Annotated in this window: 18 protein-coding genes and 1 tRNA gene; 9 read left to right on the forward strand and 10 right to left on the reverse strand. The window is 68.0% G+C overall.

Going from position 1 to position 26,528, the window contains the following annotated elements; genetic code table 11:
- Nucleotides 1-202: 202 nt before the first annotated feature.
- Together O3I_RS07740 and O3I_RS07745 are read left to right on the forward strand one after the other, a co-directional pair.
- Entirely contained in the window at nucleotides 203-859 is a 657-nt protein-coding gene (locus O3I_RS07740) for a TetR/AcrR family transcriptional regulator (RefSeq protein WP_081593919.1), read from the forward strand.
- Between the two features lie 111 nt (nucleotides 860-970).
- Complete coding sequence (locus O3I_RS07745) at nucleotides 971-1,789, forward strand: MBL fold metallo-hydrolase (protein WP_014982347.1); 819 nt, start codon at nucleotides 971-973, stop codon at nucleotides 1,787-1,789.
- Between the two features lie 30 nt (nucleotides 1,790-1,819).
- Here the strand turns inward: O3I_RS07745 and O3I_RS07750 are convergent, their stop codons facing one another.
- Both O3I_RS07750 and O3I_RS46010 read right to left on the reverse strand, forming a co-directional pair.
- Nucleotides 1,820-2,935: a magnesium and cobalt transport protein CorA gene (locus tag O3I_RS07750; RefSeq protein ID WP_014982348.1), complete on the reverse strand. Its 1,116-nt coding sequence runs from the start codon at nucleotides 2,933-2,935 to the stop codon at nucleotides 1,820-1,822.
- Between the two features lie 233 nt (nucleotides 2,936-3,168).
- Nucleotides 3,169-3,636 (reverse strand): serine/threonine-protein kinase, encoded by a 468-nt coding sequence (locus O3I_RS46010; RefSeq protein ID WP_014982349.1) that lies wholly within the window; start codon nucleotides 3,634-3,636, stop codon nucleotides 3,169-3,171.
- Between O3I_RS46010 and O3I_RS46015 the strand changes: the two genes are divergently transcribed.
- Nucleotides 3,635-4,231, forward strand: a complete 597-nt coding sequence (locus tag O3I_RS46015) for a hypothetical protein (protein WP_014982350.1) — start codon at nucleotides 3,635-3,637, stop codon at nucleotides 4,229-4,231. The two genes, O3I_RS46010 and O3I_RS46015, sit on opposite strands and share 2 nt — an antisense overlap.
- 323 nt (nucleotides 4,232-4,554) lie before the next feature.
- Here the strand turns inward: O3I_RS46015 and O3I_RS07760 are convergent, their stop codons facing one another.
- A complete protein-coding gene (locus O3I_RS07760; RefSeq protein WP_014982351.1) occupies nucleotides 4,555-6,003 on the reverse strand; it encodes an amidase in 1,449 nt (482 codons plus the stop codon).
- A 405-nt stretch (nucleotides 6,004-6,408) separates the two neighbouring features.
- Here O3I_RS07760 and O3I_RS07765 point away from each other — a divergent pair, with 405 nt between their 5' ends.
- A complete protein-coding gene (locus O3I_RS07765; protein WP_014982352.1) occupies nucleotides 6,409-6,882 on the forward strand; it encodes a flavodoxin family protein in 474 nt (157 codons plus the stop codon).
- A 77-nt stretch (nucleotides 6,883-6,959) separates the two neighbouring features.
- Here O3I_RS07765 and O3I_RS07770 read toward each other — a convergent pair whose 3' ends face one another.
- The 3 genes from O3I_RS07770 to O3I_RS07785 form a co-directional block, all read right to left on the reverse strand.
- A complete protein-coding gene (locus tag O3I_RS07770) occupies nucleotides 6,960-8,093 on the reverse strand; it encodes an NAD(P)/FAD-dependent oxidoreductase (RefSeq protein ID WP_014982353.1) in 1,134 nt (377 codons plus the stop codon).
- Between the two features lie 332 nt (nucleotides 8,094-8,425).
- On the reverse strand, nucleotides 8,426-9,103 hold the full coding sequence (locus tag O3I_RS44725) for a hypothetical protein (RefSeq protein WP_141691691.1): 678 nt from the start codon (nucleotides 9,101-9,103) through the stop codon (nucleotides 8,426-8,428).
- 189 nt (nucleotides 9,104-9,292) lie between these two features.
- Nucleotides 9,293-10,435 (reverse strand): FAD-dependent monooxygenase, encoded by a 1,143-nt coding sequence (locus O3I_RS07785; protein WP_014982356.1) that lies wholly within the window; start codon nucleotides 10,433-10,435, stop codon nucleotides 9,293-9,295.
- Between the two features lie 157 nt (nucleotides 10,436-10,592).
- Between O3I_RS07785 and O3I_RS07790 the strand changes: the two genes are divergently transcribed.
- A complete protein-coding gene (locus O3I_RS07790) occupies nucleotides 10,593-10,931 on the forward strand; it encodes an ArsR/SmtB family transcription factor (RefSeq protein ID WP_014982357.1) in 339 nt (112 codons plus the stop codon).
- Nucleotides 10,932-10,934: 3 nt separating this feature from the next.
- Here O3I_RS07790 and O3I_RS07795 read toward each other — a convergent pair whose 3' ends face one another.
- On the reverse strand, nucleotides 10,935-11,327 hold the full coding sequence (locus O3I_RS07795; protein WP_014982358.1) for a nuclear transport factor 2 family protein: 393 nt from the start codon (nucleotides 11,325-11,327) through the stop codon (nucleotides 10,935-10,937).
- Between the two features lie 100 nt (nucleotides 11,328-11,427).
- On the opposite strand from O3I_RS07795, the gene O3I_RS07800 reads away from it, so the two are divergent.
- Nucleotides 11,428-11,871, forward strand: a complete 444-nt coding sequence (locus tag O3I_RS07800; protein WP_014982359.1) for a MarR family winged helix-turn-helix transcriptional regulator — start codon at nucleotides 11,428-11,430, stop codon at nucleotides 11,869-11,871.
- 851 nt (nucleotides 11,872-12,722) lie between these two features.
- A complete protein-coding gene (locus O3I_RS07805; protein WP_014982360.1) occupies nucleotides 12,723-13,346 on the forward strand; it encodes a hypothetical protein in 624 nt (207 codons plus the stop codon).
- 784 nt (nucleotides 13,347-14,130) lie between these two features.
- On the opposite strand, the gene O3I_RS07810 is transcribed toward O3I_RS07805, so the two are convergent.
- Nucleotides 14,131-14,215, reverse strand: a tRNA-Leu gene (locus O3I_RS07810).
- Between the two features lie 386 nt (nucleotides 14,216-14,601).
- Between O3I_RS07810 and O3I_RS07815 the strand changes: the two genes are divergently transcribed.
- Nucleotides 14,602-23,979 carry a type I polyketide synthase gene (locus O3I_RS07815; RefSeq protein WP_014982361.1) on the forward strand — a complete coding sequence of 3,126 codons (9,378 nt, stop codon included), beginning with the start codon at nucleotides 14,602-14,604 and terminating at the stop codon, nucleotides 23,977-23,979.
- A gap of 11 nt (nucleotides 23,980-23,990) precedes the next feature.
- On the forward strand, nucleotides 23,991-24,428 hold the full coding sequence (locus O3I_RS07820; RefSeq protein ID WP_014982362.1) for a holo-ACP synthase: 438 nt from the start codon (nucleotides 23,991-23,993) through the stop codon (nucleotides 24,426-24,428).
- A gap of 3 nt (nucleotides 24,429-24,431) precedes the next feature.
- Here O3I_RS07820 and O3I_RS07825 read toward each other — a convergent pair whose 3' ends face one another.
- Nucleotides 24,432-25,586 carry a PucR family transcriptional regulator gene (locus O3I_RS07825; RefSeq protein ID WP_014982363.1) on the reverse strand — a complete coding sequence of 385 codons (1,155 nt, stop codon included), beginning with the start codon at nucleotides 25,584-25,586 and terminating at the stop codon, nucleotides 24,432-24,434.
- A gap of 129 nt (nucleotides 25,587-25,715) precedes the next feature.
- Entirely contained in the window at nucleotides 25,716-26,336 is a 621-nt protein-coding gene (locus O3I_RS07830; protein WP_226887505.1) for a TetR/AcrR family transcriptional regulator, read from the reverse strand.
- Nucleotides 26,337-26,528 lie beyond the last annotated feature (192 nt).

Here is a 26,528-nt window from a genome sequence, read left to right on the forward strand (position 1 = left end):
ATCTGTGCCGTTTCTGTTCCGTTGCCGGGGGGTCACCGGGTGGCCTCGGGAAATCCGAATGAAAGGCCCTTAGACCCGGTGCCGGGTGCTTCGTATCCTTCGCAGTCTATGGGAGACTGTATAGTCTCCAGAAGCATCGTGCAACATGCTGGCTATAATTTGTAGACGGACTGGTTTCCCGGAGACGAGGTAATCTACCACCGTGGCCCCTTTGACCCCGCTCAATATCTCGCGTGACCGCCTTCCGAGTGGAAAGCATCGTTTCACCAGGGAGGATGTCGTTTCTTCACAGCGTGGCAGGATTCATCTGGGTCTGTTCGAAGCCCTCCATGCCAAGGGCTATGCCGCGACTACGATCACTGACATCGCCGAACGCTCCGGAGTATCCCGGCGTACCTTCTATCAGCAATTCACTGGCAAAGAGGACTGCTACCTCGCCGCCTTCGACGCGGTGCTGCCCGTGGTGATCAGCGCGATCGACGACGGTATCGAACGTTCCGCGGGGGACTGGCGGGCCCGGATCGACGCCTCCCTGCAAGCCTTCATCGAGGTCCTGGTGGCCGAACCCGCTGCGGCCTGGGCGCTACTGGTGGAATCCCTGGGCGCGGGCCCGCTCATCTCGGCCCGCCGCGCGCAGATGCTCGCGGCGTTCGCCGGCCGCGTTCGCGGGGCGTATCACATTGCGCAGCAAGATGACCCGAAGTTACCCGAGCTGCCGCCGGAAATGTTCGACCTGCTCGTCGGCGGCTACGACGACCGTGTCCGCCACTGCATGACCACCCGTAGCATCAGCGAATTGCCCAGCGTGACACCACTGCTCGTGTACGCCACCCGCCGGCTGTTCGGCGATCCCGAGTAGTCCCCGGCCGGGACTGCGCAGTCAACTGACGGCACTGCTTCGGCGTACGACCTCAGGTGTCGGGTAAGAATTAGGCTTCCATCGCAAGACAGGTACGACGCCGGAGGTTCCATGCGTTTGATCTCGACCGGCCGGCACCATGCCCGCTTCGAATTCGGCGATCTGCAAGTGATTTCGTTGCGAGACGGGTACATCGATATGCCGCCGACCCGGCTCCGGGGCGCGGACGGGTGCCCGCTCGAGGAACTGCCCGCCGGCGTACCGCTGGTCGGCGCGAACTTGCGACTGGCGGTCAACGCCTTCTTCGTCACCGACGGCACGCGATCGGTGCTGATCGACACCGGCGGGGCCGACGTCTGGCCCGAACCCACCATGGGATTGATCTACGCCGCGCTCGACGAAGCGGGTATCGATCGCGCACAGATCACCGACGTGGCCATCACCCACAGGCACGAAGACCACGTGAGCGGGTTGGTCATGCCGGACGGTACAGAGGCGTTTCCCGAACTCGAGCGTGTGTGGATCGGCGCGGGCGACACGTCGGTGTGCACCGGACGGCTCGCGCCGCTGCGCGACCGGGTCGTCCCCGTGTCGGAGCAGGTCGCGATCAACGAATGGACCACCGCGATCCCGACACCCGGGCACACCCCCGGCCACACCGTCTACGACGTCAGGAGCGGAGCCGGTCACCTGCTCGTGTGGGGCGACACCGTGCACGTTCCCACACTCCAATTCGAGCAGCCGAACGTGGCTTGGGAGTTCGACGGCAACCAATCCCAGGCCCGTGCCGTGCGAGCGGCGCTCCTCGAACAACTGATCCGGCCGCACCACTTCGTGGCCGGCGCCCATCTCGACTCGCCCGGCGTCGCCCGCGTCACGCCGTCCGGTGCCGGCTATTCGCTGGAATACCTCGTTCCCCCGATCGGCTGATCGAGCCGCTGGCGTGGGCCGCGTCCGAGCTCACATCCACTTCTTGCGCCGGAACGTCACGTACAGCACGATCGCGAAGGCCAGCATCGCGCCGAGGGCGAGCGGGTAGCCCAGCATCCAGTGCAGCTCCGGCATGTGCTCGAAGTTCATGCCGTAGATGGCGCCGACCAGGGTGGGCGCGAACAGGATCGCCGCCCAACCGGAGATCTTCTTCATGTCCTCGTTCTGGCGTTGCGCGACGAGCGTGGCGTTGACGTTCAGGATCTGTGCGAGGGCGTTGCGGTACTCCGAGACGCGCGTGTCGACGCGCGTGAGGTGATCGGCGACGTCTTGCAGATACGCGCGCAGCGGCTCGGGAATGCCGTAGCGAGTGAAGCCGCTGCGCAGCGCGTCCAGGACTTCCGCGAGTGAGACGGTCGCGTGCTGCAGGTCGATGATTTCCTCGCTGAGCCGATAGATCCGCTCGGTGACGGCGGCGTCTCCGCTGAACACCTGGCGTTCGATCTGCTCTTTGTCGATGGCGAGCCCGCGCAACACCGGGGTATAGCCGTCGACCACGGCATCGAGCAGTCGGTAGAGAATGGCTTCGGGTCCCAGATCGAGCAGCTGGGCGTCATCGAGCAGCGTCCGGCCGCCGCGGGCCGCCACCGCCGCCGGGTCCAGCAGGTCCCCGGTATCGGTGCCATCGATCCAGCGCCGATCCTGGCACAGCACGGCGATCGCGTGCGGGAGCACCAGCACGTGGAACTCGGAGAAGTCGACGTCTTCTGCTTCGTCGAGATAGTGCGCCGAGCGCACGACCAGGAACAAGACCTCGCCGTAGCGTTCGAGTTTCGGGCGTTGGCCCGCGTGCCGCAGGTCCTCGGCGAGCACCGGATGCAGTGCGAAAGCCTCGGCCAACTCGTCGACATCCGTCGCTGTCGGCGCGGGAAAGAGAAAAATCGCAGTCCGGTTCGGCTCGTCCTGCGCGAATCGCAGTGCTCCCGAGAGCGTCGCATCATCCGGCCCGTCCGAGAGTCGCCCGTCGATGACGAACCTCGTCGAACGAGTCGAGCCGGTGACCGCATCCGCCGTGCCATCCGGGCCGTGTCCCTCGGGCCGGCCCGACCGCGACGGAACAAGATCGCCTTTCGCATCCCGAGCCATCGATGCTCCCTCCTCGAACTCGTCGGTACCAGAAGCCATTTCGCGCCCGCCGAGCCCAACCCCGCGGAGCGGATTCGGGTCGGTCAGGCCCCGCGGCAAACCCCCTGGTGGGTGAATCCTCGCCCAGGCCGTCGAAGCGTATCGGAAGGCCTGCCGCGATTTACGCGCCGACCAGGTTGCAGCCGTGAGACAGCGTGGCCGGGAATTCGGTCGATCATCTAATGGCCGGTCGCTCAAAGGATTTGGTCGCTCAGCAGGCGGCGGATCTCTTGGTCCGGATAGCGGGTGGTCCGGCTGTCCTGCTGGAACACCCGCATGAATGAGCCCATCGCCGCCGCGACGGGCGCGTGCCGCGTGAGGATCGCGGCGGCCTGCGCCGGGATGCCCTCCGGCGGTTCGCCCTCGGCGAAGGCGCGCACCATCTCGGCCCGCGTCTCCCGGTCCGCCCGGAGCCGGTACAGGGCGGCGATCAGCCAGTTCACCAGGTAGGTGGCGGTGTAGCCGCGGTCGTAGCTCCGGTGCTGGTCGAAGAACGTGACTTCGGTCGGCGAGAGGTCGAATTCGCAGGAGAGCGCGAGGCCGTAGTCGGCGAAGTAGAGGCATCGGCCGTCGGTCAGGATGTTCTCGAAGTGCGCGTCGAGGTGCAGCAAGCCGCGGCTGTTCATGAACCGCGTGCCGACGGCCAGCTCTCGCTCCACCATGACGCAGGCTGCGGTCGGCAGCCTCGTCGCCCGCCTCGATCTGGGCGTTGAGCCATTCGTGCAGGTTCTGCGGGAGGTACTCCAGGAACAGCGCGATGCTCGCCGAAGCATCCCGGATGGCCTCGATCCGGTGGCGTACCTGCGGTCGGCCGTCCCAGTAGGCGACGGCGCGGTCGATGTCGGCGAGTTCCTCCGCCAGCGGTGCCGTGCCCGGCAGCACCCGCCAGTGATACATCAGCGGGAAGCCCTCGTGTTCGGCGGCGAGCACCCAGTTCGTTGTCATGACGTGCACGGAGAGTTCCCGCCACACCCCGAAGCCGGGCCCGCCGAGGAGGCCGACGCCGTATTGGCAGAACAGCGGCAGGTCGAACAGGTTCGCCGTGGACCGGACGTGTTCGGGCTGCCGTTCCAAGTCGGTGAGTGGCACTCGCTTTACGAAGACCGGGGTTCCGACGACCTCCAGCAGCGCCGACTTCCCGCCGATGCCGGTGCCGATCGGTGCGGCCCGGTCCACGAGTTCGCGCAGCGCGTAGTCGCTGTGCAGAGCCAGGGCAGTGGAGACGGTGCTGTGGGTGCGCAGTCGCGACTGGTGTGACAGGCCGGGAGTCGTCGCGTGAGGTGACATTGCTACTACCTGCTTCCCGGCCTGCCCGCACTGATCGCTGGTGCCAGCGGCCTAGTTCTTCGTGCATGTGGTTCGTATTTGTCTGCACCAGTGAAGGATTCACTCTCATCATGCTCGGCGATCGGACGCGTGCTGCACGAGCACACGAAAGATGCCGCCGACCCGGCGGTTCCACGAAGATCGACGTCCTCGACGGCTATGCGGCGGAACATGTACCGCCGCATAGCCGTTCGGTCCCGGAGGACTCCGACAGGATGGCCGGGGTGCCGGTGACCGCGAACCTGTGTGCTCTGTTACGGCGCTTGGAAGCCGCCGATGCGCTGCTCGAGCAGTTCGGCCAGCCGCAGCGGGGTGCGGTCCTCGAACGCCGGGCCGATGAACTGCACGCCGACCGGCAGGCCCTCGGGGGACAGGCCTGCCGGTATGGCGGTGGCGGGCAGGCTGGGCATGGTGGCCAGACCGGCCCAGACCAGTTGGTCGAAGAAGGGGTATTCGACGCCGTCGATGTCGATCCGGCAGTCCAGCAGGTTGGGATTGTGGTCGTGCGGGAACGCGGGGGTCGGCGTGATCGGGCACAGCACGGCGTCGAATTCGGCGAAGAACTGCCGCCAGGCGTGCCGGTGGAGTTCGCGACGGTCGTTCGCCGCCATCCAGTCGCGGTGACTGAACAGCATCCCGCGCAGTCGTGACGCGTCGAGACTCTGATCGTCTGCGCGCAATCCGGCGGCGCGCATCCGCAACTGCTCCTCGGCTTCGACGGGGAAACGCGCGACGGAACCCGAGAAAAGCAACTGGGTGTAGAGCGTCGCCGCTTCGGCCAGGTCGGGCAGCAGCGCACTGTGCTGTTCGACGGCCGCACCGCCGGCGACCAGCGCAGCGGCCACCCGGTGCACAGCCGCCCGCACCGCGGACCCGGTCGGAATGAACGGATGCTCGTCGAGGACCAGGACCCGGAAGTCGCTCAGCCGCTCGTGGCGCGCCGGCGGCAGGACCAGCTTGTGCGCCACGCCGCGCGTCAGCGGATCCGGCCCGGCCATGACGTCGAGCAGCAGCGCGAGGTCGCGGGCGGTGCGTGCCATCGGACCGACGACCGCGAGGTCGAGGTCGACCGGCAAGGCCGGCGCGAGCGGCGCGACCATGCCGCGGTTCGCCACCAACCCGAGGGTCGGCTTGTGCCCGTAGACGCCGCAGAAATGTGCGGGGGTGCGCAACGAACCGGCGATGTCGGAGCCGATGGACAGCGCGCCGAAGCCGGCTGCCAGGGCCGCTGCCGATCCGCCGGAGGACCCGCCCGGCGTGCGTTCGTGATCCCACGGGTTGTTGGTGGTGCCGTAGATCTCGTTGTAGCTCTGCAGCCCTTGCAGTCCCGGCGGCACGTTGGTCTTCCCGAGCAGCACTGCACCGGCCGCCTTCAGCCGCGACACCTGCACCGCGTCCTCGGCCGGGTGGTAGTTCCGGTGTTCCGGCAGACCCCAGTTGGTAGGCAGCCCGGCGACGTTGTAGCACTCCTTGACCGTCACCGGAATGCCGAGCAGCGGCAGATCCGCGCCGCGAGCGCGTGCCTCGTCGGCATGGCGCGCGGCGTCGCGCGCACGGTCGAAGTCGGGCACGCAGATCGCGTTGATCGTCTTGTCCTCGCGTTCGATTCGGGCGATCGCCTCGTCGGTCAATTCCACCGAGGTCACTGCACCGGCGCGCAAAGCAGTCGAAAGTTCTTCGGCCGAGAGAAAGTTCCACTCCATGCCGCCGAAGCTAAAGGTCCGCCGAGTAAGCCACGAAACAACTTTTCGCGCAATGGAAAGTCGGACGGGCCACCGCCGTCGTGCCGCCGAAGACGGATCACCCCAGGTCATGCCGTCGATAGCGGGCCGAATCCACTGGTGCAGGGCATGTGCTGCCGCGTCGTGCAACAGGATGGAAGTCTCAATTCGCGCGCCGCACGGGCCCGCCGAGCACCACTAATCTGGGCCGCTCGCACCCGGGATCACGCAGTGCCGTGGCCCTAAAGGTGCACTTGACATCCGTTCGGATCATTCAACTCGGCGAACCGTGCCGATACAGTGAGCGCGTGGCATGGGAAACCGGGAGTTCGTGGCCGGATTTCCCACGCATCACGACGAATTCGAGTGAGTGGAAAAGGAATTGGTATGAAGGCCGTTCTCGTGTGCAAGTCGAAGTACCACGGCAACACCAAGAAGGTCGCCGACGTGATCGCCGACGTGCTGCAAGCGCGGGTTGTCGATCCGGCGGACATCACTGCTGCCGACCTCTCCGCTTATGACGTGGTGGGCTTCGGTTCCGGCATTCACCTCCAGAAGTTCTATCCGGAGCTGTTGGAGTTCGTTGCGACCTTGCCGACGGGGCAGCGCGGCAAAGCATTCGTGTTCGCGTCCAGCGGTTTCAAGGATTCCGGACCGACCGCCTTCTCCGCACCTCTGGTCAAACTGTTGCAGGAGAAGGGCTTCGAGGTGATCGATACGTTCTCGAGCCGGGCGCTGGACACCTTCGCACCGTTCAAGATCTTCGGTGGTATCCGGAAGGGGCGGCCCAACGCCGCCGATCTGGATGCTGCGCGTGAATTCGCCGCCGGACTGCGCGCGCGCCACGGCACCATTTCCTGACCCTCGGCTGACCCGCCGAGAATCGCCGATCCTGCGTGCCCGGCGGGTCAGGGTATTCGCGAATCCGACTCGGCTCGCTATCGGCCGATCGGCCAGGACCAGCTGTAGCGCAGCGGCCCGAAGTGACCGAAACCCAATGTGGCGCTGCAGATCTGTTCCTTTATGGTGGCGGCCACGCGACCGGTCAGCACCGGGCGGCGCGGTCGGTCGGCCAGATCTGACGTCTGGATCAGGGCATTGTGGCGGCCCAGGCTCATCGCCTGGCCGACGTATTTGCGGCGCACCGGTTTCGGTTCGCGGCCGGCGATCAGCGCCAGCACGGTGTCGGCGGCGTGCACGCCGGTCGGATTGGCGGCCTGGGCGCTCATCCGCAGCGGTTGTGCCGCGAAAGCACAGCCGTCACCGGCGCCGACGATGGTCGAAGCGCTGGTGCTGACGAGGGTTTCGGTAACCTGCAGGGCACCGGTGGCCGTGGTGGCCAGCCCACTGCCCGCGGCCAGCTCCGGTGCCTGGAAAGCCGTTGTCACCAGGGTGAGTTCGCTGCCGAGGTGACGGCCGTCGTCGAGGACGAGTTTGTCGGTGAAGATCTCGACCACCCGGGTGTTTTCGATGACGAGCACACCGGCCTCGCGGAAGTATCGCCGTAACCGGTTCTGCGCGTGGGTATTCAGTGTGGCACCCAGCGAGCCGGAGCTGATCAGCCGCACCGCGAAGCGATCCAGTTCGTTGAGTTCGGCCGCGGTTTCGATACCGGTCAGCCCGCCGCCGACCACCGTGACGGTCGCACCGTCCGGCAGGGTGTCCAATCGTTGCCGGGCCGCGACCGCATCCTCCCAAGTGGACACCGACACAGCCGATTCGGCGGCACCGGAGATCCCGGTGCGGCCCGCGCGGCTGCCCACGGCATAGACCAGGTAGTCGTATTCGAGAGTCCCTGAATCGAGCAATTCGACCCTACGGGCCTGCGCATCGATGACTCCGGCGGTGTCGTGCCGGAATTCGACCGTTTCGGGCAGATGGTTGCGCATCGGCGACACCGCAGCATGATTACCCGCGACGTACTGGTGCAATCTGATCCGCTCGACGAATTCTGCCCGCGGATTGACCAGCGTCACCGCGGTATTCGCCCGGGCCAGCCGGGTGGCGGCCGCGACACCCGCGTAGCCTCCGCCGAGCACGACCACCTTCGCCTGTTTCGACGAAACCCTCATCACCACAACCCCTCCGTTGAACCAACCCGTGGCCGGACGGCGCCGTCACGGCCGCAACCGATGTTAGTTGCTGAGTGGCGCGGGTCCGGTAGTGGTGAGGTGCACCCCCGGGATGGGCGGGACGTACTCGTGTGCTGGCCGGAATTGTTGATTCGGCGAGCTCGGATTACTTCTCGCGCAGTGCGGTAACACGGTCTGGTCGGCGGAGTTGAGACAGCAGCTTCGTCGGCTCCCTGCCCGGTACACGCTGGCTCGGGCACTGGTGCGATCCAGCGTGCCGGTCAGGGGCGGCTCAGCTGGGGCAAACCTGGTGGCCTGCACCGAATTGCCGGTCAGGTCGATATCTGCTTCACGTCGCTGATCAGCCATCGGCTGTCGGGTTGCTCTTCGGCGGTGACGACCATGGCGGTGAGGGAGACGGATTGTTCGGCCGCCGAGTCGTTCGTCGTCGCCAGCTTGACGTAGCCGACGCCGAGTGCGTTGCCGCCGGTGATGGCGCGCAGGCCGCAGTTGAAGTCCAAGACCTGGCTACGGCGATTGGTGGCCAGCAAGTATTCCCGAGTCGCATGTTGCGTGTCGATCAGGTGCTTGCGGTGCGCTCCGGTACTCGAATCTATTGCGCCGGTAAAGTATTCGTCCAGTGAATGCGGTGCATAGGTGGAGATGTGGTTCATGTAATTGTGAATCGCATGAAGCGCGGCGATATGGCGACTGCCGATACGTGATATCTCGGGCGCGAGATCGGCTGCGGGGGCGGCCCTCGTCGTGAGGGTGCTGGACGTCGTCGGCGTCGGGCTGGTGGAAGCAAGGCCGGGAACCGCGGCGGAGGAGACGTTTTCACTGTTCCGGCCCTGTAGCAGGGCGCCGATCCCGATGGCGCCCAGGGGCAGAGCGCCGGCGAGGGCCGCGATTTTTCGCCGGGACACGGTTTTCCTGATCGGCCGTGCGTCCGGGAACGGCGGAGGCTCTGCCGGTCGAAAGGACAGCGATTCATCTTCGGATGGAGTCACGATGATCCTCGGGTTGGACGGCGTGATGGGGGACTGGCGAGAGCGGCCGACGCAAGATGCTACCGAGAGCGCCGTGATTCAGCGGCGGATTCGCGGGGACAGATCCGGCATGCCGGAATTGAACGAAATGTGATTACTGCGAAAGTCGCGTGCTTTATTGAGCCGCAGTCGCTTTGAGGTCGTAAACCATTACCGGTTGGCTGTTTCGCGCGGGGCGATCCGGCTGGTGCGGCCGACCGCGCGGGCCACCGTGTTGCGCAGCACGAGCCCTGGCCGGGTGCGGGGCACCATGAGCCGGGAGACCAGGCCGACGCGTCGTTGCCGTGGGCCTACTTCACGGCGCAGTCGCGATTCGTAGGCGGCGAAGGCTCGGGCGTGGTCATCGGGATGGGCGGCGAGCTCGTCCGCGAGGGCGTACGCGCCCGTCATCGCCATGCTGGATCCGTCGCCCAGCAGGGCTGTCGCCGCCGCCGCGTCCCCGAGCAGGACGACCCGCCCGCGGGACCACGAAGGCATCCGGACGGTGGTCAGGGGGTCGAAGTACGGAGCCGGGTGGTCGAGGTACGCCGCTACGAATTCCGGTGCCCGCCAACACATGTCGGCGTAGACGTCGGCCACGATCTGCTTGTGCAGTGCGATGTTCTTGCGGGCGTGGGGTGCCGGGGGTGCGGCCCGGAAAGTGAAGATCGCGAGCGGCGTGGTTCGTGACGGGTGCACGACCAGCATCCGGTTCGGCACGGTCAGCATCGTCATCTCGGTCGGGTCCTCGATGGCGTCGGGTGCCAGCGGGACGGTCGCGCCGTACAGACCCAGATCGCGCACGAACTGCCGCTCGGGTCCGAATACCAGTCTCCTTACCGTGGAGTGCATCCCGTCCGCACCGACCACGAGGTCGAAACGTCGTGGCGCGGACCGCCGGAAGGTGACATCGACGCCGCCGCCGTCCTGGTCGAGGGCGGTGACCGTGTCGTCGAACAAGAACTCGGCCTCGGGTCGCGCCGACCGGTGGAGCACCGCGGACAGGTCGGCTCGGGTCACCTCGACCGTCGGGGCCTCGTCCGAGGTGAGCGGAAGCTGCAGGATTCGCCTGCCGTCGGGGTCGAGCAGGGTCAGCGACCGGTTGCGCGTGGCGAGTTCCCGCAGCTGCGGGAGGATGCCCATACGTTCGGCGACCGGGATCGCGGGCCCCTGCACGACGACCGCGCTACCGCCGGAGCGCAACTGCGGGGCCTGTTCGACGACCGTCGGCCGAAATCCATGCTGGGAGAGCCGGTATGCGAGTGCGGGCCCCGCGATTCCGGCACCGACTATCAGCACTTCGCGCTTCTTCATGACGATGACCTCTCGGAGTGTCGATGACCCGGTCCCCGGCGGGTATTGGGCCGGGTCTCGGCGGCACAGCGCAACCGGGTCAAGGTACGATCAATTTCGTACCTTAGTGAACACCCCGTTGGGGTACGATGCAAGTCGTACCTGAAGGGAGGGATTCGTGGTCGCGAAGAACCGGGTCGGGCCGGAAGCCGATGCGCTGGATCTGGGTGCGGTGTTGCGCGCCCTCGCCGACGAGCACCGTCGTGCGGTGATGACGGAGTTGGCCGCAGACCGCAGTGACAGCGAACGGGGCTGCAACTCGTTCGATCTTCCGATCTCGAAACAAACCCAGACCCACCACTTCCGGGTCCTGCGCGAGGCGGGCCTCATCGACGAGATCGACTACGGCAACCGCAAGGGCATCCGCCTACGCCGCGCGGACATCGAGAAGAGGTTTCCCGGGCTGCTCGCACTCCTGAAAGCGGAGTCCCGAGGTGGAACGACAGGCGTGCGCTGAACGTCAGCGGGCGCTGCCGAGGTTTCGGTCCGCTTCGGAGCCGTGGAGCATCAGCGTGGTTTCCTCGATGCGGCTGAAGCGCCCGTCGGGCGCGAACTCGCCGAAAACGTAGACCTCCGTGCGAACGGTCGATCCGTCCGTCTTGGTGATCTCGACGGTGTGGCGATCGGCGTAGCGGGCGCCGTCGTATAGCTCGTCATGGACCTCGACAGATCCGGTGGCCACGATCGTGCGCAGGTGGGCGATGTGCTCGACAAACCCCTCGCGGTCGGCCCACTCGCCGTCGGTACGTTGACGGTAGTCGGGGGCGAAGTGCCGGTCGGTGGCCTCGTGCAGGTCGAGGTCGGGGGTGAACAGCAGGTCGGTGAGGGCGGTACGGATATCGGTCTGGCTCATGGGGAGTCCTTTCACGACTACAGGCGATATGCGTGCGCCGCGCACGCACTGCAACGAAACTAGCACATGTTGCGTGCGTGGCGCACGGTAGTCTGTGGCAATGCAGAACGAGGTAGGAGGCGAGATCGCCGACGCGCTGGGTGTGTTGCTCAGGCGCGCTACGCGAGTCCAGCTGTACAAGAGGCTGACCGCCGACATGGGTGAAGCGCTGGACGAATGGACCTACCCGGTCTTGAGCGCGGTGGCCAGGATCGGCCCTCGCAGCGCAGCCGACCTGGCCTCGGAGGTGGGGCTCGATCGCTCCGGTGTCACGCGCCGCGCCTCCAGGCTGGAACAGGCCGGGCTGCTCCGCCGTGAACCCGACCCCGTCGACCGCCGCGCGACCCTGCTGGTCCTCACTCGGCAGGGTGAACGTGCGGTAGACGAACTACGTCGCCGTCTGGCCGCGCATATCACGGCAAGTCTCACGGCCTGGCCGCCGGGTGAAGCCGAGGCATTCGCTCGCGGCCTCAGCCGGTTCATCACCGAAGGTCCCTTCGAGTGAGTCGTCGAGCAGCGGGTGTGGCCGGCTCGCCAGTCCTGGCGGCGGGTTTCGGGCAGCGCTTATCGACTACTTCGGGTGGCGTTTAATTGAAGCTGTATTCGACGATAGAATGCTTGCATTCAATGTTTTCGGAAATCCGAATCGTCGACAGGTTCTGGAGTACCTTCAGTGCTGACCTGAGGGTGGGCGGTATAGATCCGGATGTTTGATTCTGGGCGTAACGCGAAGGCTCTCTTGACGGCAGATATCAATTACCGATCGAGGTCGATGTCGAGCGGTTGCCGATCGAGTGTCATCTCCAGTGAGAACCTCAGCGGCACTTGCTGTTACGGCGGCGGTGAACCGGTCCTGAAATAGGCCAACGAGCAGCAGCTGCGCGATCCCGCCGTGTCAGCCGGTTCCTTGCCCGGATGGGCTATGGGCAACACAATTCGGGGCGTGCGGCGCAATTGTGCATCCTCGTAGGCTCAGGCCGTTACCATCACTATTTCGAGGAGAATCAATGCCCCGATCCCGATTTGCTGCCCGTGGAATTCTGCTCGGCGGTCTCGTCGGCGCTACCGTTCTGATGTGCGGTGGCCCTGCGGCTGCGGACTCGATTCCGCTGGAGACGCCCGCCGTGCTACCGCAAGCAGAAGTAGTCGTCGGTGGGTGCTACCCGGACAGCACGACCATATTGGCCTGCTTCCTCAGCAGCCTGTCGGCGAGGACGCCCTCGGTCCCTTAGCAACGAAAAGGGCCGAGGCGCTGAGCTTTTGGCGGCCGGCCTGCCGGATCCAGGTCGGCTGAACAGACGTGGCCAAGCTTCCAGTTCTAGCTTAGGCTTACCTAAGCGCATGACGAGGAGGGGCATGTCGGATCGAGCTGCGTTCGACCATCTCATTCCCTGGGTCGATGACCTGGACGGGGCTATGCGGGCCTACGACGCTTGTGGTTTGACGACCCAGGGGGCGCTCACCATGCCGGGGTTTCGCAATGCCGCGTGGGGAGTCGACGACGAGCGGTACGTCGAACTGGCCACGGTGGACGACGCACACGCGACGGCGGCGCGATTTCGTGCCGCGGGCCGTGAGGTCGACGTCGTCGAGGTTCGCTTCGAGGAAGAGAACGTGGGGTTCGTGGAAGTGTTCGTGCGTGACGCGCCCGCGTACTTCCCCTTCTTCATCACCTACGACCCGCCGCGTCACGAGATCGGCCGGATGCGCGCCGAGGCTCGTGCCGCCGCGGGCATCTCTTCGGCGGGGCGGCCTGACCTGGTGGCGCTGCTGATCGGCAGCGTTGATCCGGAAGGCGAGGCTCGCGTCTTCGCGGAATTCGTCGGGTGCCCAGCGCGTGATTCGGTCGTCGCGCTACCCGGTGCCGAGGTGCGCTTCGCAGAGGGTTTCGCGCTGGGGCTGTCCGGGATAGCGGTTCGCGGTGCACCGGTAGCGCGGGCGACCAACATTGCCGGTATGACAGTGATCGGCGAGCAATAACGCGCGGGCTGAGATGGTTCACCGACAATCGACGGAAGGTATCGGGTCCGGCCGGGGTGTCGGCGAGAGCTTGCTGGCGGAGCTGATTCTCTGGCTCCCGAGCCAGGCCGCGCGGCGGTCCAGGCGGGCGGGCGTTGGTGTGGTGCCGGAGCCGCCCGCAGACCTGCGGCAGTTCCGAATCGGTAGGGCAGCCTCCGGCGTCGACCACGCCGATCTCGTGGCGCGCTCGGGTCAGCTGCCGAAGCTCGAACCTGCGGCAGCCGGCGCGGTCGTCGTGGTGTGCGCCGTAGGGCTGGGTGGGTGGATCCGTCGGATGTGTTGTGGAGGCTGCTTTTTGCAGTATCGGTGTGGGGTTGCTCGCGGATGAGCGTTGCGGGACTCGGGCCCGGTATCGAGCTATGGCAGCGCGAGGACTAGCTGCGGCATAGCGGTGGACTGGCCGGCGGGGCTGTGACTTGGGGGGAGCGAGGTCGGGGGCTCATACACCTTGGTTGCTGGGTTGGCATCGATTCGGGGAAACGTGGCAGGGGAGACACGCCGACGTGGTGCGGCTTCGTCAGTTCTGGACCAGCGACCGGCCCGTTATCCCGAAGAGGCCAGCCGGTCGGGTACGCGGCTGGTTCCTGACTCTGCCGAGCAAATCTCTCGCGTGTGTCGTGATCGCGTGCTCGGGGGCGTCGACTTGCGGCGCGAGCGGGGGAATGTTTGAAAGAGTGCTGGTGGGGGCATATGTGTCGGGTTGGGGAGCGGGACGGCTCCCGAACGCGACACGCGTGCCGTTGAATGGTGCGCGAGAGGGGACTTGAACCCCTACGTCCGTGGACACCAGAACCTAAATCTGGCGCGTCTGCCAATTTCGCCACTCGCGCGTGATGGTACGACCGTCCAAACTCTACCGGGCTTGACCGCGTTCGCGAAGCTCCGGGCGGGCGTGGCGTACTGGTCGGTAACCCTACCAGGGATTATAACGATTTGATAAATCTCAACATGAGGAGCACTCATGTTTCCTACGTGTTAGTAACCGGGTAGACCAGCGCGTTCAAACATGAGGAGGGGTCATGTTTGTCGTGATTCTGGTACGTAAGTACCGAAATACTCGAGGGTAGCGCTTTCGCCGGCGAGCAAACGTGAGGATTTCCTCATGATTCTGTGGAATCCTCGCCGTTATCAGGCCCCAACGCTGAGGATCACCTGCGCCCGGAGGAAGCGGCGTGTCTCGGAGGGCATGTCGCCAGGAGAAGGAAGTCGAGCTGCCTTGACGATCAACGAGAGCACCGAGGCCGGTACCGGACAGAGCGCGAAGGTCGGTGGAGCCACCCGCGCGGGAGGCACGCGGTCGCCGCTGCTGGACCACCTGTTGAACGGGACGCCGTATGCGCTCGCGTTCGGTGGGCAGGGCGCGCAGTGGCTCGACGAGCTCGCCGACATCAGCCGCGACAGCGCGCTGGAGCCCGAACTGACCGCCCTGGTGAACGAGGCGGAGGCGATGCTGGAGCCGGTGTCGGCGCAGCTGCTCGTGGTGCGCCCGGTCGGCTTCGATCCGGTGGGCTGGATGCTGGAAGACGATCTGGTCGACACCGAGCTGGGCGAGGTCTCGGCCGCGCCGCCCGCGCAGGTGCTGCGTTCGGCCGCGGTCTCGATGCCGGGTGTGCTGCTCTCTCAGGTGGCCGCGATGCGTGCGCTGCGGCTGCAAGGTCTCGATCCGGCCGCGCACGCGCCGGTGGCGATCGTGGGGCACTCGCAGGGCAGGCTGGCGGCGACGGCCGTGGAGGCCGGCGGTCAGCGCGACGCCGAGATCCTCGCGCTGGCCCAATTGATCGGTGCCGCCGCGGGTCTGGTGGCGCGCCGGCGCGGGCTGATGCCCGTCGGTGAGCGCTCGCCGATGGTCGCGGTGTCGAACGTGGACCCCGAACAGCTGCGTGCCGTGGTGGCCGAGGTATCCGAGGGTGTCGACCCGGCGGCGGCCGCGGTGGTGTCGATCCGGAACGGACGCCGGCGCGCGGTACTGTCCGGCGCTCCCGCGCAACTGGAGCGGGTGCGCCAGCGCTGCGCCCAGATCCATGACAAGCAGGCCGCCGAGCGCGAGGGCAAGGTGCGCGGCGGCGCGATCTTCGCGCCGGTGTTCGAGGACGTGGCCGTCGATGTCGCGTTCCACCACCCGGCCCTGGCCGACACCGTCGATCTGGTGACCTCGTGGGCCGGCCAGTGTGGGTTGGACGCGGCGCTGGCCGGCGCGCTCGCGCAGGAGATCCTGGTCGACCCGATCGACTGGGTGGAGATCGTCGACGGTGTGGTCGCCGCCGGCGCGCAATGGATTCTGGACCTCGGTCCCGGCGATCTGCTGTCCCGGCTGACCGGTGGTTCGCTGAAGGGCACCGGCGTCGGCATCGTGGCCGCCGCGACCCGCGCCGGGCAGCGCAGCCTGCTCACCCCGGGTGCCGCGCCGGAGACCGCCGCCGCGTGGACGGAGTTCGCGCCGCGCCCCGTGCGCCTGCCGAACGGCCGCATCGTGGTGGAGACCGCGTTCACCAAGCTGACCGGTCGCTCACCGATCCTGCTCGCGGGCATGACCCCGACCACCGTCGACGCGAAAATCGTTGCGGCGGCGGCGAACGCGGGCCACTGGGCCGAACTGGCCGGTGGCGGTCAGGTGACCGAGCAGATCTTCGCCGACCGGGTCGCCGAGCTGAAGACGCTGCTGCAGCCGGGTCGCGCGGTGCAGTTCAACTCGCTGTTCCTGGACCCCTACCTGTGGAAGCTGCAGCTGGGCGGTAAGCGCCTGGTGCAGAAGGCCCGCACCGCGGGCGCGCCGTTCGACGGCGTCATCGTCACCGCCGGCATTCCCGAGCTAGAGGAAGCCGTCGCGCTGATCAACGAGCTCACCGAGGTCGGCATCTCGCATGTCGCGTTCAAGCCGGGCACGGTCGCGCAGATCCGGGCGGTGCTGCGGATCGCCGACGAGGTGCCGGACTACCCGGTGATCATGCACATCGAGGGCGGCAAGGCCGGCGGGCACCACTCCTGGGAAGACCTGGACGACCTGCTGCTGGAGACCTACGCCGAGCTGCGCGGCCGGGACAACGTGGTGGTCTGCGTCGGCGGCGGCATCGGAACCCCGGAGCGCGCAACGGAATACCTCACCGGCGCGTGGGCGAGCGCGCACGGCTACCCGGTGATGCCGCTGGACGGCGTGCTGGTCGGCACGGCCGCGATGGCGACGCTGGAGGCGACCACCGCCCCCGAGGTGAAGCAGCTGCTGGTGGACACCCCCGGCACCCCCGACTGGGTCGGTGCGGGCACCGCGTCCGGCGGAATGGCCTCGGGCCGTAGCCAATTGGGCGCCGACATCCACGAGATCGACAACGCCGCCTCGCGCACCGGCCGGCTGCTGGACGAGGTCGCCGGTGACGCCGACGCAGTCGCCGCGCGCCGGGACGAGATCATCGCGGCGCTGAACGGCACGGCCAAGCCGTATTTCGGCGACGTCGCCACGATGACCTACCAGGATTGGTTGCAGCGCTACGTCGAACTCGCGGTGGGTCTGGACCGCCGCAAGGACTTCGACTGCGGCAGCGATATCGGTGACGCGATCGCCGACGCCACCCGCTCGCTGTGGCTCGACATCAGCTGGCGCGATCGTTTCGCGGAAATGATGCGCCGCACCGAATCCCGGCTGCATCCGGCCGACCGCGGCGAGATCCCGACGCTGTTCCCGGCCGACGACGCCTTCGAGAACCCGGTCGCGGCGCTGTGCGCGCTGCAGGAGCGTTACCCGGCGGCCGTGCACACCCAGCTGCACCCGGCCGACGTGCCGTTCTTCGTCGCGCTGTGCAAGACCCCCGGCAAGCCGGTGAACTTCGTGCCCGTCGTCGACGGTGACGTGCGCCGCTGGTGGCGCTCGGATTCGCTGTGGCAGGCCCATGATTCGCGCTACTCCGCCGATCAGGTGTGCATCATCCCGGGCACCGTCGCGGTCGCCGGGATCACCCGGGTCGACGAGCCGGTGGGCGAGCTGCTCGACCGCTTCGAGCAGGACACGGCCTACTCGCTGGTGCGGGCCGGTGTGGTGCCGGTCGCGATCGACGCGCGCCGCGTCGCGGGCGTGACGACCGGAGCGATCGACACCGTGCTCGCCGCGCCCGACCTCGAATGGTCGGGGCGTACCACGGTCAACCCGGTGCACCGGCTCGGTGAACTGTCGGAGTGGACCGTCGACGGCAAGGGTGCGGTGCACCCGCCGAGCGGCGCCACGCTGACCGAGACCACCGGTCCGGTCGCCGAGCACTCGTACGTCGAGCTGACCGTTCCGCTGTTGGGCAGCAACGTGGTTCGCATCCGGATCACCGTGCCCACCGCCGTCTACAACGGTGGCGCACCGGTGGTCACCGAGGCCGACGCCACCGCGGCGATGTCGGCACTGCTCGCCGTGGCTGCCGGACAGGACCTGCCCGAGGTAAAGGGCAAGGTCGCCCACCTCAACATCGCGTGGACCCCCGACCTCATCGCCGATCACGCGGGCGTGACCGGTTCGGGTCTGCCGTCGGCGCTGAGCACGCTGGGCCGCACCGTTCCGGACGTGCTGGTGGGCGCTTGCTGGCCCGCCGTGTTCGCGGTGCTCGGCGCGGCCCGTGCCGCCGATGGCACCAGCGTGATCGAGGGCATGCTCGATCTGGTACATCTCGATCACCAGATCCACCTGGCGGGCGAACTGCCCACCAGCCCAAGCGTTCTCGCGGTCCGTGCGGAAGCTGGGGAGACGCTCGACACCGATCTCGGCCGCGTGGTCGAGGTGCGGGTGCGGATCGCGGGCCTGCTGGACCGGCCGGAAACCGGGCTGTCCATGCCGACCGTCGCCACGCTCACCGAGCGCTTCGCCATCCGCGGCCGCAACGGCGCGGGCGAGCTGACCGATCCGCCGCGCGCGGCGGGTACGGTCGCCGACACCGCGACCGACACCCCGCGCCGGCGTCGCCGCGACGTGACCATGGTCGCGCCGCGCACCATGCACGCCTTCGCCGCGGTCTCCGGCGATCACAACCCGATCCACACCAGTGATGCCGCGGCCAAGCTGGCCGGTCTGGGCAGCCCGATCGTGCACGGCATGTGGCTCTCGGCCGCCGCCCAGCACGCGGTGTCGGCGCTCGACCCCGACAGCACGGTGCCTGCCCGCACCCTGACCGCCTGGACCACCCGTTTCCTCGGCATGGTTCGCCCCGGCGCGGAAATCGACGTGCGGGTCGAGCGGGTCGCGGTGGACGCGGGCGGCGAGATCATCGAGGTGTCCTGCCGTGCCGCAGGCGATCTGGTGATGACCGCGACCGGTCGCACCGCCACGCCGCGGACCGTCTACGCGTTCCCGGGCCAGGGCATTCAGCGCAAGGGCATGGGCCTGGACGCGCGCACCCGGTCCAAGGCCGCCAAGGCCATCTGGGACCGCGCCGACAAACACACCCGGGAGGCGCTCGGCTTCTCGATTCTCGCTGTGGTGCGCGACAACCCGACCTACCTCAAGGCGCGCGGCGTCGAACACCGGCACCCGGACGGCGTGCTGCACCTGACCCAGTTCACCCAGGTCGCGATGGCGGTACTCGGTGTCGCCCAGGTGGCCGAACTGCGGGAGGCCGGTGCGTTCATCGAGGGCGCGATGCTGGCCGGGCACTCGGTCGGTGAGTACAACGCGCTCGCCGCCGTGGCCGGCGTGCTGCCGCTGGAGGCGGTGCTCGAGGTGGTGTTCCAGCGCGGTTCGGCGATGCACGAGCTGGTGCCGCGGGATGACAAGGGCCGCAGCGACTATCGGATGGCCGCCATCCGGCCCTCGCAGATGGGCCTGCCCGACGACGAGGTGATCGACTTCGTCTCCGGTATCGGTGCCCAGGTCGGCGAGTTCCTCGAAGTGGTCAACCTGAACCTGCGCGGTTCGCAGTACGCGATCGCGGGCACGGTGGCCGGACTCGAAGCGCTGGAGGCCGAGATCGACCGTCGCCGTACCGAATTCGGCGGCAAGCGGGCCTACATCCTGGTGCCCGGCATCGACGTGCCGTTCCACTCCACCGTGCTGCGCAAGGGTGTGCCGGAATTCCGGCACAAGCTCGAACAGCTGCTGCCCGCCGACCTGCACCCGGAGGTCCTGGTCGGCCGCTACATCCCGAACCTGGTGCCGCGTCCGTTCTCGCTGGAGCGCGCATTCATCCAGGAGATCGCGGATCTGGTGCCGTCCGAGCCGCTCGCCGCGGTCCTGGCGGACTTCGAGGGCTGGGCCGCGCGCCCGACCGAGCTGTGCCGCGTCGTGCTCGTCGAACTGCTCGCTTGGCAGTTCGCCAGCCCGGTGCGCTGGATCGAGACCCAGGACCTGCTGTTCACCGATATCGCCTCGGGTGGTCTCGGCGTGGAGCGTTTCGTCGAAATCGGTTTGGGCGCAACGCCGACCGTGGCGAACCTGGCGAGTCAGACATTGAAGCTGCCCGCGTTCAGCGGCACTACGGTCGAGGTGCTCAACATCGAGCGCGAGGCCGGGATCGTCTACTCGACCGACACCGACCCGGCGCCGGTCGACGAGCCCGCCGACGAGATCGCCGAAACCCCCACGGCCGCAGCGCCCGTCGCCGCGGCGGCGCCCGTTGCCGCACCGGCGCCGAGCTCCGGCGGCCCCCGCCCGGATGACATCGTCTTCACCGCCGCCGACGCCACCCGGGTGCTCATCGCGCTGTGGACGAAGCTGCGGCTGGATCAGATCGGCCCGGTCGACACCATCGAGGGCCTCTGCGACGGTGTGTCCTCGCGCCGCAACCAGCTGCTGGTCGACCTCGGTTCGGAGCTCTCGCTCGGCGCCATCGACGGTGCGGCGGACGCGGACATGGGTGCGCTCGCCGCGACCGTGGAGCGGCTCGCCCGCACCTACAAGCCGTTCGGCTCGGTGCTGACCGACTCGATCGGCGATCACCTGCGCAAGGTGTTCGGCCCGTCGGGCAAGCGCCCGGCCGCGATCGCCGAACGCGTGAAGAAGGTCTGGGAACTCGGTGACGGCTGGGCCAGCCATGTCACCGCCGAGGTCTCGCTCGGCACCCGCGAGGGCGCGAGCGTCCGCGGTGGCGAACTCGGTGGCCTGGTCAGTGGTTCGCTGGGTGACGGTGCCGCGGTGGACGCCGCCATCGACGCCGCCGTGCAAGCGGTCGCCGCGCGTCGCGGTCTCGCGGTGTCGCTGCCCTCGGCCGGTGGCGGCGGCGGTGCCACCGTCGACGCGGCCGCGCTCGGCGAGTTCACCGAACAGATCACCGGGCGCGACGGCGTGCTCGCCACGGCCGCCCGGGTGGTGCTCGATCAGCTCGGCCTGACCGAGCAGGTGTCCGCGCCGGAGGCGACCGACACCTCGCTCGTCGATCTGGTCTCGGCCGAATTGGGTTCGGACTGGCCGCGTTTGGTCGCACCCGCGTTCGACGCGCGCAAGGCCGTGTTGCTCGACGACCGGTGGGCCACCGCCCGCGAAGACCTGGCCCGGCTGTGGCTCGGCAATGACGCCGAGACCGCTGCGCTGCCGGTGACCGGCTACCTCGGCGCGGGTGAAGCCGTTGCCGCACAGGCGAACTGGTGGCGCGAGCGGGCCAAGCACGAGGCCCGTTCGGTGCTGGCCGGGGTCTACGCGCAGATCGCCGAGGCCGCGCTGAGCACCGACGATCGCGGCATCTGGTCCGCGGATATCGCGGTGATCACCGGCGCGAGCAAGGGTTCCATCGCGGCCGCGGTGACCGGGCGACTGCTCGGCGGCGGCGCCACCGTCGTGGTGACCACCTCGAGTCTCAACGACGACCGGCTCGCTTTCTACCGGAAGCTGTACCGCGACAACGCCCGCCACGGCGCGGCGCTGTGGGTGGTGCCCGCCAACATGGCGTCCTACCAGGACATCGACGCGCTCATCGAGTGGATCGGTACCGAGCAGGTCGACAACGCCGGCGGCGCGAAGATCAAGACCAAGGACGCGATGACGCCGACCATGCTGCTGCCGTTCGCGGCGCCGCGGGTGGCCGGTGACCTTTCCGATGCCGGTGCGCGCGCGGAAATGGAGATGCGCGTGCTGCTCTGGTCGGTGGAGCGGCTGATCGGCGGGCTGTCGGTGCTCGGCGCCGACCACGACGTCGACGCGAAACTGCATGTGGTGCTGCCGGGTTCGCCCAACCGCGGCATGTTCGGCGGCGACGGCGCGTACGGCGAGTCGAAGGCCGCGCTGGACGCGGTGGTGGCCAAGTGGCGGGCGGAGAAGTCGTGGTCCGCGCGGGTCACCCTGGTGCACGCGCTGATCGGCTGGGTGCGCGGCACCGGGCTGATGGGCCACAACGATCCGATGGTCGCCGCGGTGGAAGAGGCCGGCGTGCAGACCTGGTCGACCACCGAGATGGCCGACGAGCTGCTCAAGTGGTGCACCTCGCGGGCGCGCCAGGTCACCCTGGCCGGCCCGCAGCAGATCGACCTGACCGGCGGATTGGCCAGGGCCAAGCTCGATCTGCCCGCACTGGCCAAGCAGGCCGCGGAGCAGGCGGCCACGGAGACCGCGCAAGCCGATGCGGCCGCGACCATTTCGGCGCTGCCCGCACCGCCCGCGTTGTCCTCGGCGCTGCCGGTGCCCGAATGGGGCACGGTCACCGCAGATCTCGCCGACATGGTGGTGATCGTCGGCGCCGGCGAGCTCGGCCCGTACGGCTCCGCGCGCACCCGGTTCGAGATGGAGGTCGAAGACCAGCTCTCGGCCGCGGGCGTGCTCGAACTCGCCTGGACCACCGGCCTGGTCACCTGGGAGAACGATCCCAAGCCGGGCTGGTACGACGCCGAAACCGGTGACTTCGTACCGGAGTCGGAATTGGCCGAGAAGTACCACGACGCGGTGATCGCGCGCTGCGGCGTGCGTCGCTACGGCGACGACGGCGCCATGGTCGACAACAGCGCGCCGCTGATGACCTCGGTGTTCCTCGATCAGGACCTGACCTTCACGGTCGGCGGCGAGGCCGAGGCCCGCGCCTTCTACGAGGCCGACCCCGAGCACACGGTGATCGTGCCGGTGCCGGATTCGGGCGACTGGACGGTGATCCGTAAGGCGGGCACCGAGATTCGGGTGCCGCGCCGGGCCAAGCTGTCGCGCACCGTCGGCGGCCAGATCCCCACCGGCTGGGATCCGACCGTCTGGGGCATCTCCGCGGAGATGGTGAACTCCATCGACCGCGTCGCCCTGTGGAACGTCGTCTGCACGGTGGACGCGTTCATCAGCTCCGGCTTCAGTCCGGCCGAGCTGATGAGCTGGGTGCACCCGAGCCAGGTCGCCAACACCCAGGGCACCGGCATGGGCGGCATGTCCTCGATGCGCTCGCTGTACATCGACAACCTGCTCGGCGAGTCGCGGGCGAACGACATCCTGCAGGAGGCGCTGCCGAACGTGGCGCTCGCGCACGTGGTGCAGGCCTACGTCGGCAGCTACGGCGCGATGGTGCACCCGGTGGCGGCGTGCGCCACGGCCGCGGTGTCGGTCGAGGAGGGCGTCGACAAGATCCGCCTCGGCAAGGCCGACCTGGTGGTGGCCGGCGGCTTCGACGATCTCGGCATCGAGGGCATCGTCGGCTTCGGTGACATGTCCGCCACCGCGGACTCGGCGGCCATGAGCGCCAAGGGCATCAGCGATCGGTACTTCTCCCGCGCCAACGATCGTCGCCGCGGCGGCTTCGTGGAATCGCAGGGCGGCGGCACCGTGCTGCTCGCCCGCGGTGACGTGGCGGTGGAGATGGGCCTGCCGGTGCTCGGTGTGGTCGCCTTCGCGCAGTCCTTCGCCGACGGCGTGCACACCTCCATCCCGGCACCCGGTCTCGGTGCGCTCGGCGCGGGTCGCGGCGGGCGCGAGTCCCGGATCGCCGCCGAACTGCGCAAGCTCGGCGTCACCCCGGACGACATCGCGGTGCTGTCCAAGCACGACACCTCGACCGCGGCGAACGACCCCAACGAGTCCGAGCTGCACACCCGCCTCGCCACGGCCATCGGGCGGTCCGCGGGCGCACCGCTGTTCGTCGTCTCGCAGAAGAGCCTGACCGGACACGCCAAGGGCGGCGCGGCCGCGTTCCAGCTGATCGGCCTGTGCCAGGTGCTGGAAAACGGTGTGGTGCCGCCGAACCGGAGCCTGGACTGTGTCGACGACAAGATGCAGGCCTACCCGCACCTGGTGTGGGCACGGGAGCCGCTGCGCTTCGGCGAGCGTTTCCCGTTGAAGGCGGGCCTGCTGACCTCGCTCGGCTTCGGGCACGTCAACGGGCTGCTCGCGGTGGTGCATCCGGAGGCGTTCATCCAGGCGATCGAGCCGTCCCGGCGCGAGGCCTACCAGCGGCAGGCGCAGGAGCGTCAGCTCGCGGGCCGGCAGCGTTTCGCCGAGGCCATGTGCGGCGGCGCGCCGCTGTACGAGCGCCCGGCCGACCGTCGCCTCGGTGGCGACGGCACCCCGGCCAAGCAGTCGCGGCAGCTCGAGGCCGACGTGTTGTTGTCGACCGAGGCGCGCCTCGGCGGCGACGGCGCGTACCGGGCCGACGGCTTCGCGTGCGGAGCGGCGGTATCGGATGCGCAACTCGCGGCGGATGGTTCGCGCGCGAGCGGCCAGAGCGCGTCGTAGGCTCCCGCTCTATGACGATCCTCGGTATCGGCTTGGACTTGGTGACTGTCTCCGAGTTCGCCGAACAGCTCGAACGTGCCGGAACCACCATGCTCCGGGAAAGTTTCACCGCGGGCGAGCGACGCTACTGTCAGAGCAAGGGGACCGATCCGGCACGCAGCTATGCGGCGCGGTGGGCGGCGAAGGAGGCGGTGCTCAAGGCCTGGGCATCGTCTCGGTTCGCCCGCCGCCCGCAGATCGGTGACAACCCCTACCCGCTGATCGAAGTGGTCAACGACGCATGGGGCAGGCCGAGCATCAAGCTGCACGGCCTGGCTGCCGAATTCCTGCCGCGCGCACGGGTTCACCTCTCGCTCACGCACGACGGCGACATGGCCGCCGCGATGGTGGTGCTGGAGGACCCGGGCGAACTGGCCGATCTGATCGCAGGCCGCGAAGGCCAGGGCTGACGATCAGTCCCGGTGGGTGCGCCGCAGCCGCCTGCGCTGCAGCGCCCACCACGCTTCCAGGGCTCGGTCGGGATCGGTGAGATCGATCCCGACCAGATCCTGGAAGCGGCGCAGCCGGTAGCGCACCGTATTGGTGTGCAGGCCCATCTCTTTCGCGGTGTGGTCCACCCGCATGCCGCTGCTCAGGTAGTGCTGTGCGGTATCGAGCAGCGTTGCCGCGCTTTCGCTTTCGCCCAGCGGCAGCAGATAGCGCCGATCGAGTTCCTCGCCGACCTCGCTGTCGGCCAGCACCGCGGGCAACAGTCCGAGGTCGGCCAGGGTGTGCACGCCGGTGAGTTCGAAGGCGTCGGCGGTCGCCATCGCGCGGGTGGCGCGCAGGAACGACGGTTCCATCCGGTCCAGCCGGGCGGCCGGGCCGATCCCGACCGCGGTCGGCAGCTCGATGGTCGGTGCCGTGTCGACGATTCCGGCGATGTCACCGTCGATGACCGCGAACAGCGCGTGCGGCCGATCACCCGCGGGTTCGAGTGCTCTGACCAACGCTTCGGCCGGCACGGCGGCGCTCGGCCGGGCCCGCACCGCGTGGTAGACGCGGAACGAGTCGAGGCCGTAACGCTCTGCCTGGACCCGGATTTCGGCGGAGGCGAGGGTGCCGAACAAAATCCCGCGCACCAGATCGGACCGGTGCTGCTGATCGTGCAGGGTCTGCTGGAATTCCACCTCCAGGTGCCCGCGCGCCACCGCGAGGATCGCCGAATCGGTCACGGCGAGAATGTCATTGGCCAGGTCGAGCAACTGCCGGTCGGTCAGCCCGAGTTTGCGGCCCATGGTGATGGTCTCGTCGGTCGCCACCCGCACCGCGAAGCGCCAGCCGTTGAACATCTCGTGCACCGGAATCCCTTGCCGAGCACGCGTTTTGCCGTGCTCGGTGAACAGGGCCAGTTCGGGTTCGGTCAGCTCGCTCTCGGTGGCGAGGGTGCGCAGGACCTGCTCGACGGTGCTGACCGCCGTCGGCAGGATCTGTGCGGTGTCCAGCCGCCCGTACGAGGGCACTTCGACGCGCATGCGTTCTACCGCGGTGGTGGTCAGGTCGGTGGCATGCGTGAGCAGCCGAGCCAGCAGGGCGCGGCGGTCCGCGGGGATCGGACTGGTCGCCATTAACTGGAGAGTAACTCTCTTTCGGCTCGGCGACAAAGGGTGCGCCGGTTTCCCGGGTGGATTGCGACAAACCGCACTATTGCGACAAGATCGCTCAGGCGTGTCCGCGGAACCGGCGTGCCGCGGTGGTCAGCGCTGGCTGGCCGAGCGTGATTCCTTCTCCGCGACCAGCAGATAGGCGACCATCAGCCGCTTGAGTTCCGACACCGCCTCGGCGTTGCTCTGTTCGTCCTGCACCGAGAAGTTCAGCATCGAGTAGACGACGTGCACCAGGACCTCGGCCATCATGGTGCGCCGCGCCCGCGGGGTACGCGGCGTGAGGGGGCGCAGCATCTGCGCGACGACCTCGGCGAACTCCTTCTCGTGGATCGCGCCGGTGGCCCGCGTCGACGGGGTGGACTGCATCGCGAGCCACACCTCGCGCCGGGACGGGTCGGTCATCCACAGATTCGCCATGTGGTCGACGAACTGGTTCATGTGCCGCAGCCAGTCCAGCGACGGGATCTCGCCGTGGAAATCGGCGAGTTCGCGCGACACGGCGACGAGATCCTGCCGGTTCAGCTCACAGACGATCACGTACTTGTTGGCGAAGAACTGGTACAGGGTGCCGATCGGCACCTCGGCCCGCGCCGCCACCTCTTCACAGGTGAACGATTCGAATCCGACCTCTACCAGCAGTTCTCTGGACGCCTGCAAGAGCGCGTCGAACTTTCGCTTGCTGCGTTCCTGCGTCGGCCGTCGCCGCGGCATGAGCTCCTGTGGGTCGTCCTGCAGCTCCAACGCAGGGTCCAGCCGTTGCTTCGACCTGGCCTCCGCGCGTACTTCCACGTAACCAGGCTAACGGTAGGGACACTCGCACGACACGCGCCGGGCATCTGCGTGTTCCTCTTCTGTCCGAATTCACCACCCATCCGGATCGAATTCGGCGTCGAACACATACCG

It is taken from the genome of Nocardia brasiliensis ATCC 700358 (genome assembly GCF_000250675.2).
In the GTDB taxonomy this organism is placed as follows: domain Bacteria; phylum Actinomycetota; class Actinomycetes; order Mycobacteriales; family Mycobacteriaceae; genus Nocardia; species Nocardia brasiliensis_B.

What these genes read in the sequence shown, in the direction of transcription:
- O3I_RS07745 (WP_014982347.1), top strand. Translation starts at nt 971, where the DNA reads ATGCGTTTGATCTCGACCGGCCGGCACCATGCCCGCTTCGAATTCGGC.
- O3I_RS07750 (WP_014982348.1), bottom strand. Translation starts at nt 2,935, where the DNA reads ATGGCTCGGGATGCGAAAGGCGATCTTGTTCCGTCGCGGTCGGGCCGG.
- O3I_RS46015 (WP_014982350.1), top strand. Translation starts at nt 3,635, where the DNA reads ATGACGCAGGCTGCGGTCGGCAGCCTCGTCGCCCGCCTCGATCTGGGC.
- O3I_RS46010 (WP_014982349.1), bottom strand. Translation starts at nt 3,636, where the DNA reads ATGGTGGAGCGAGAGCTGGCCGTCGGCACGCGGTTCATGAACAGCCGC.
- O3I_RS07760 (WP_014982351.1), bottom strand. Translation starts at nt 6,003, where the DNA reads ATGGAGTGGAACTTTCTCTCGGCCGAAGAACTTTCGACTGCTTTGCGC.
- O3I_RS07765 (WP_014982352.1), top strand. Translation starts at nt 6,409, where the DNA reads ATGAAGGCCGTTCTCGTGTGCAAGTCGAAGTACCACGGCAACACCAAG.
- O3I_RS07770 (WP_014982353.1), bottom strand. Translation starts at nt 8,093, where the DNA reads ATGAGGGTTTCGTCGAAACAGGCGAAGGTGGTCGTGCTCGGCGGAGGC.
- O3I_RS07785 (WP_014982356.1), bottom strand. Translation starts at nt 10,435, where the DNA reads ATGAAGAAGCGCGAAGTGCTGATAGTCGGTGCCGGAATCGCGGGGCCC.
- O3I_RS07795 (WP_014982358.1), bottom strand. Translation starts at nt 11,327, where the DNA reads ATGAGCCAGACCGATATCCGTACCGCCCTCACCGACCTGCTGTTCACC.
- O3I_RS07800 (WP_014982359.1), top strand. Translation starts at nt 11,428, where the DNA reads ATGCAGAACGAGGTAGGAGGCGAGATCGCCGACGCGCTGGGTGTGTTG.
- O3I_RS07805 (WP_014982360.1), top strand. Translation starts at nt 12,723, where the DNA reads ATGTCGGATCGAGCTGCGTTCGACCATCTCATTCCCTGGGTCGATGAC.
- O3I_RS07820 (WP_014982362.1), top strand. Translation starts at nt 23,991, where the DNA reads ATGACGATCCTCGGTATCGGCTTGGACTTGGTGACTGTCTCCGAGTTC.
- O3I_RS07825 (WP_014982363.1), bottom strand. Translation starts at nt 25,586, where the DNA reads ATGGCGACCAGTCCGATCCCCGCGGACCGCCGCGCCCTGCTGGCTCGG.
- O3I_RS07830 (WP_226887505.1), bottom strand. Translation starts at nt 26,336, where the DNA reads ATGCCGCGGCGACGGCCGACGCAGGAACGCAGCAAGCGAAAGTTCGAC.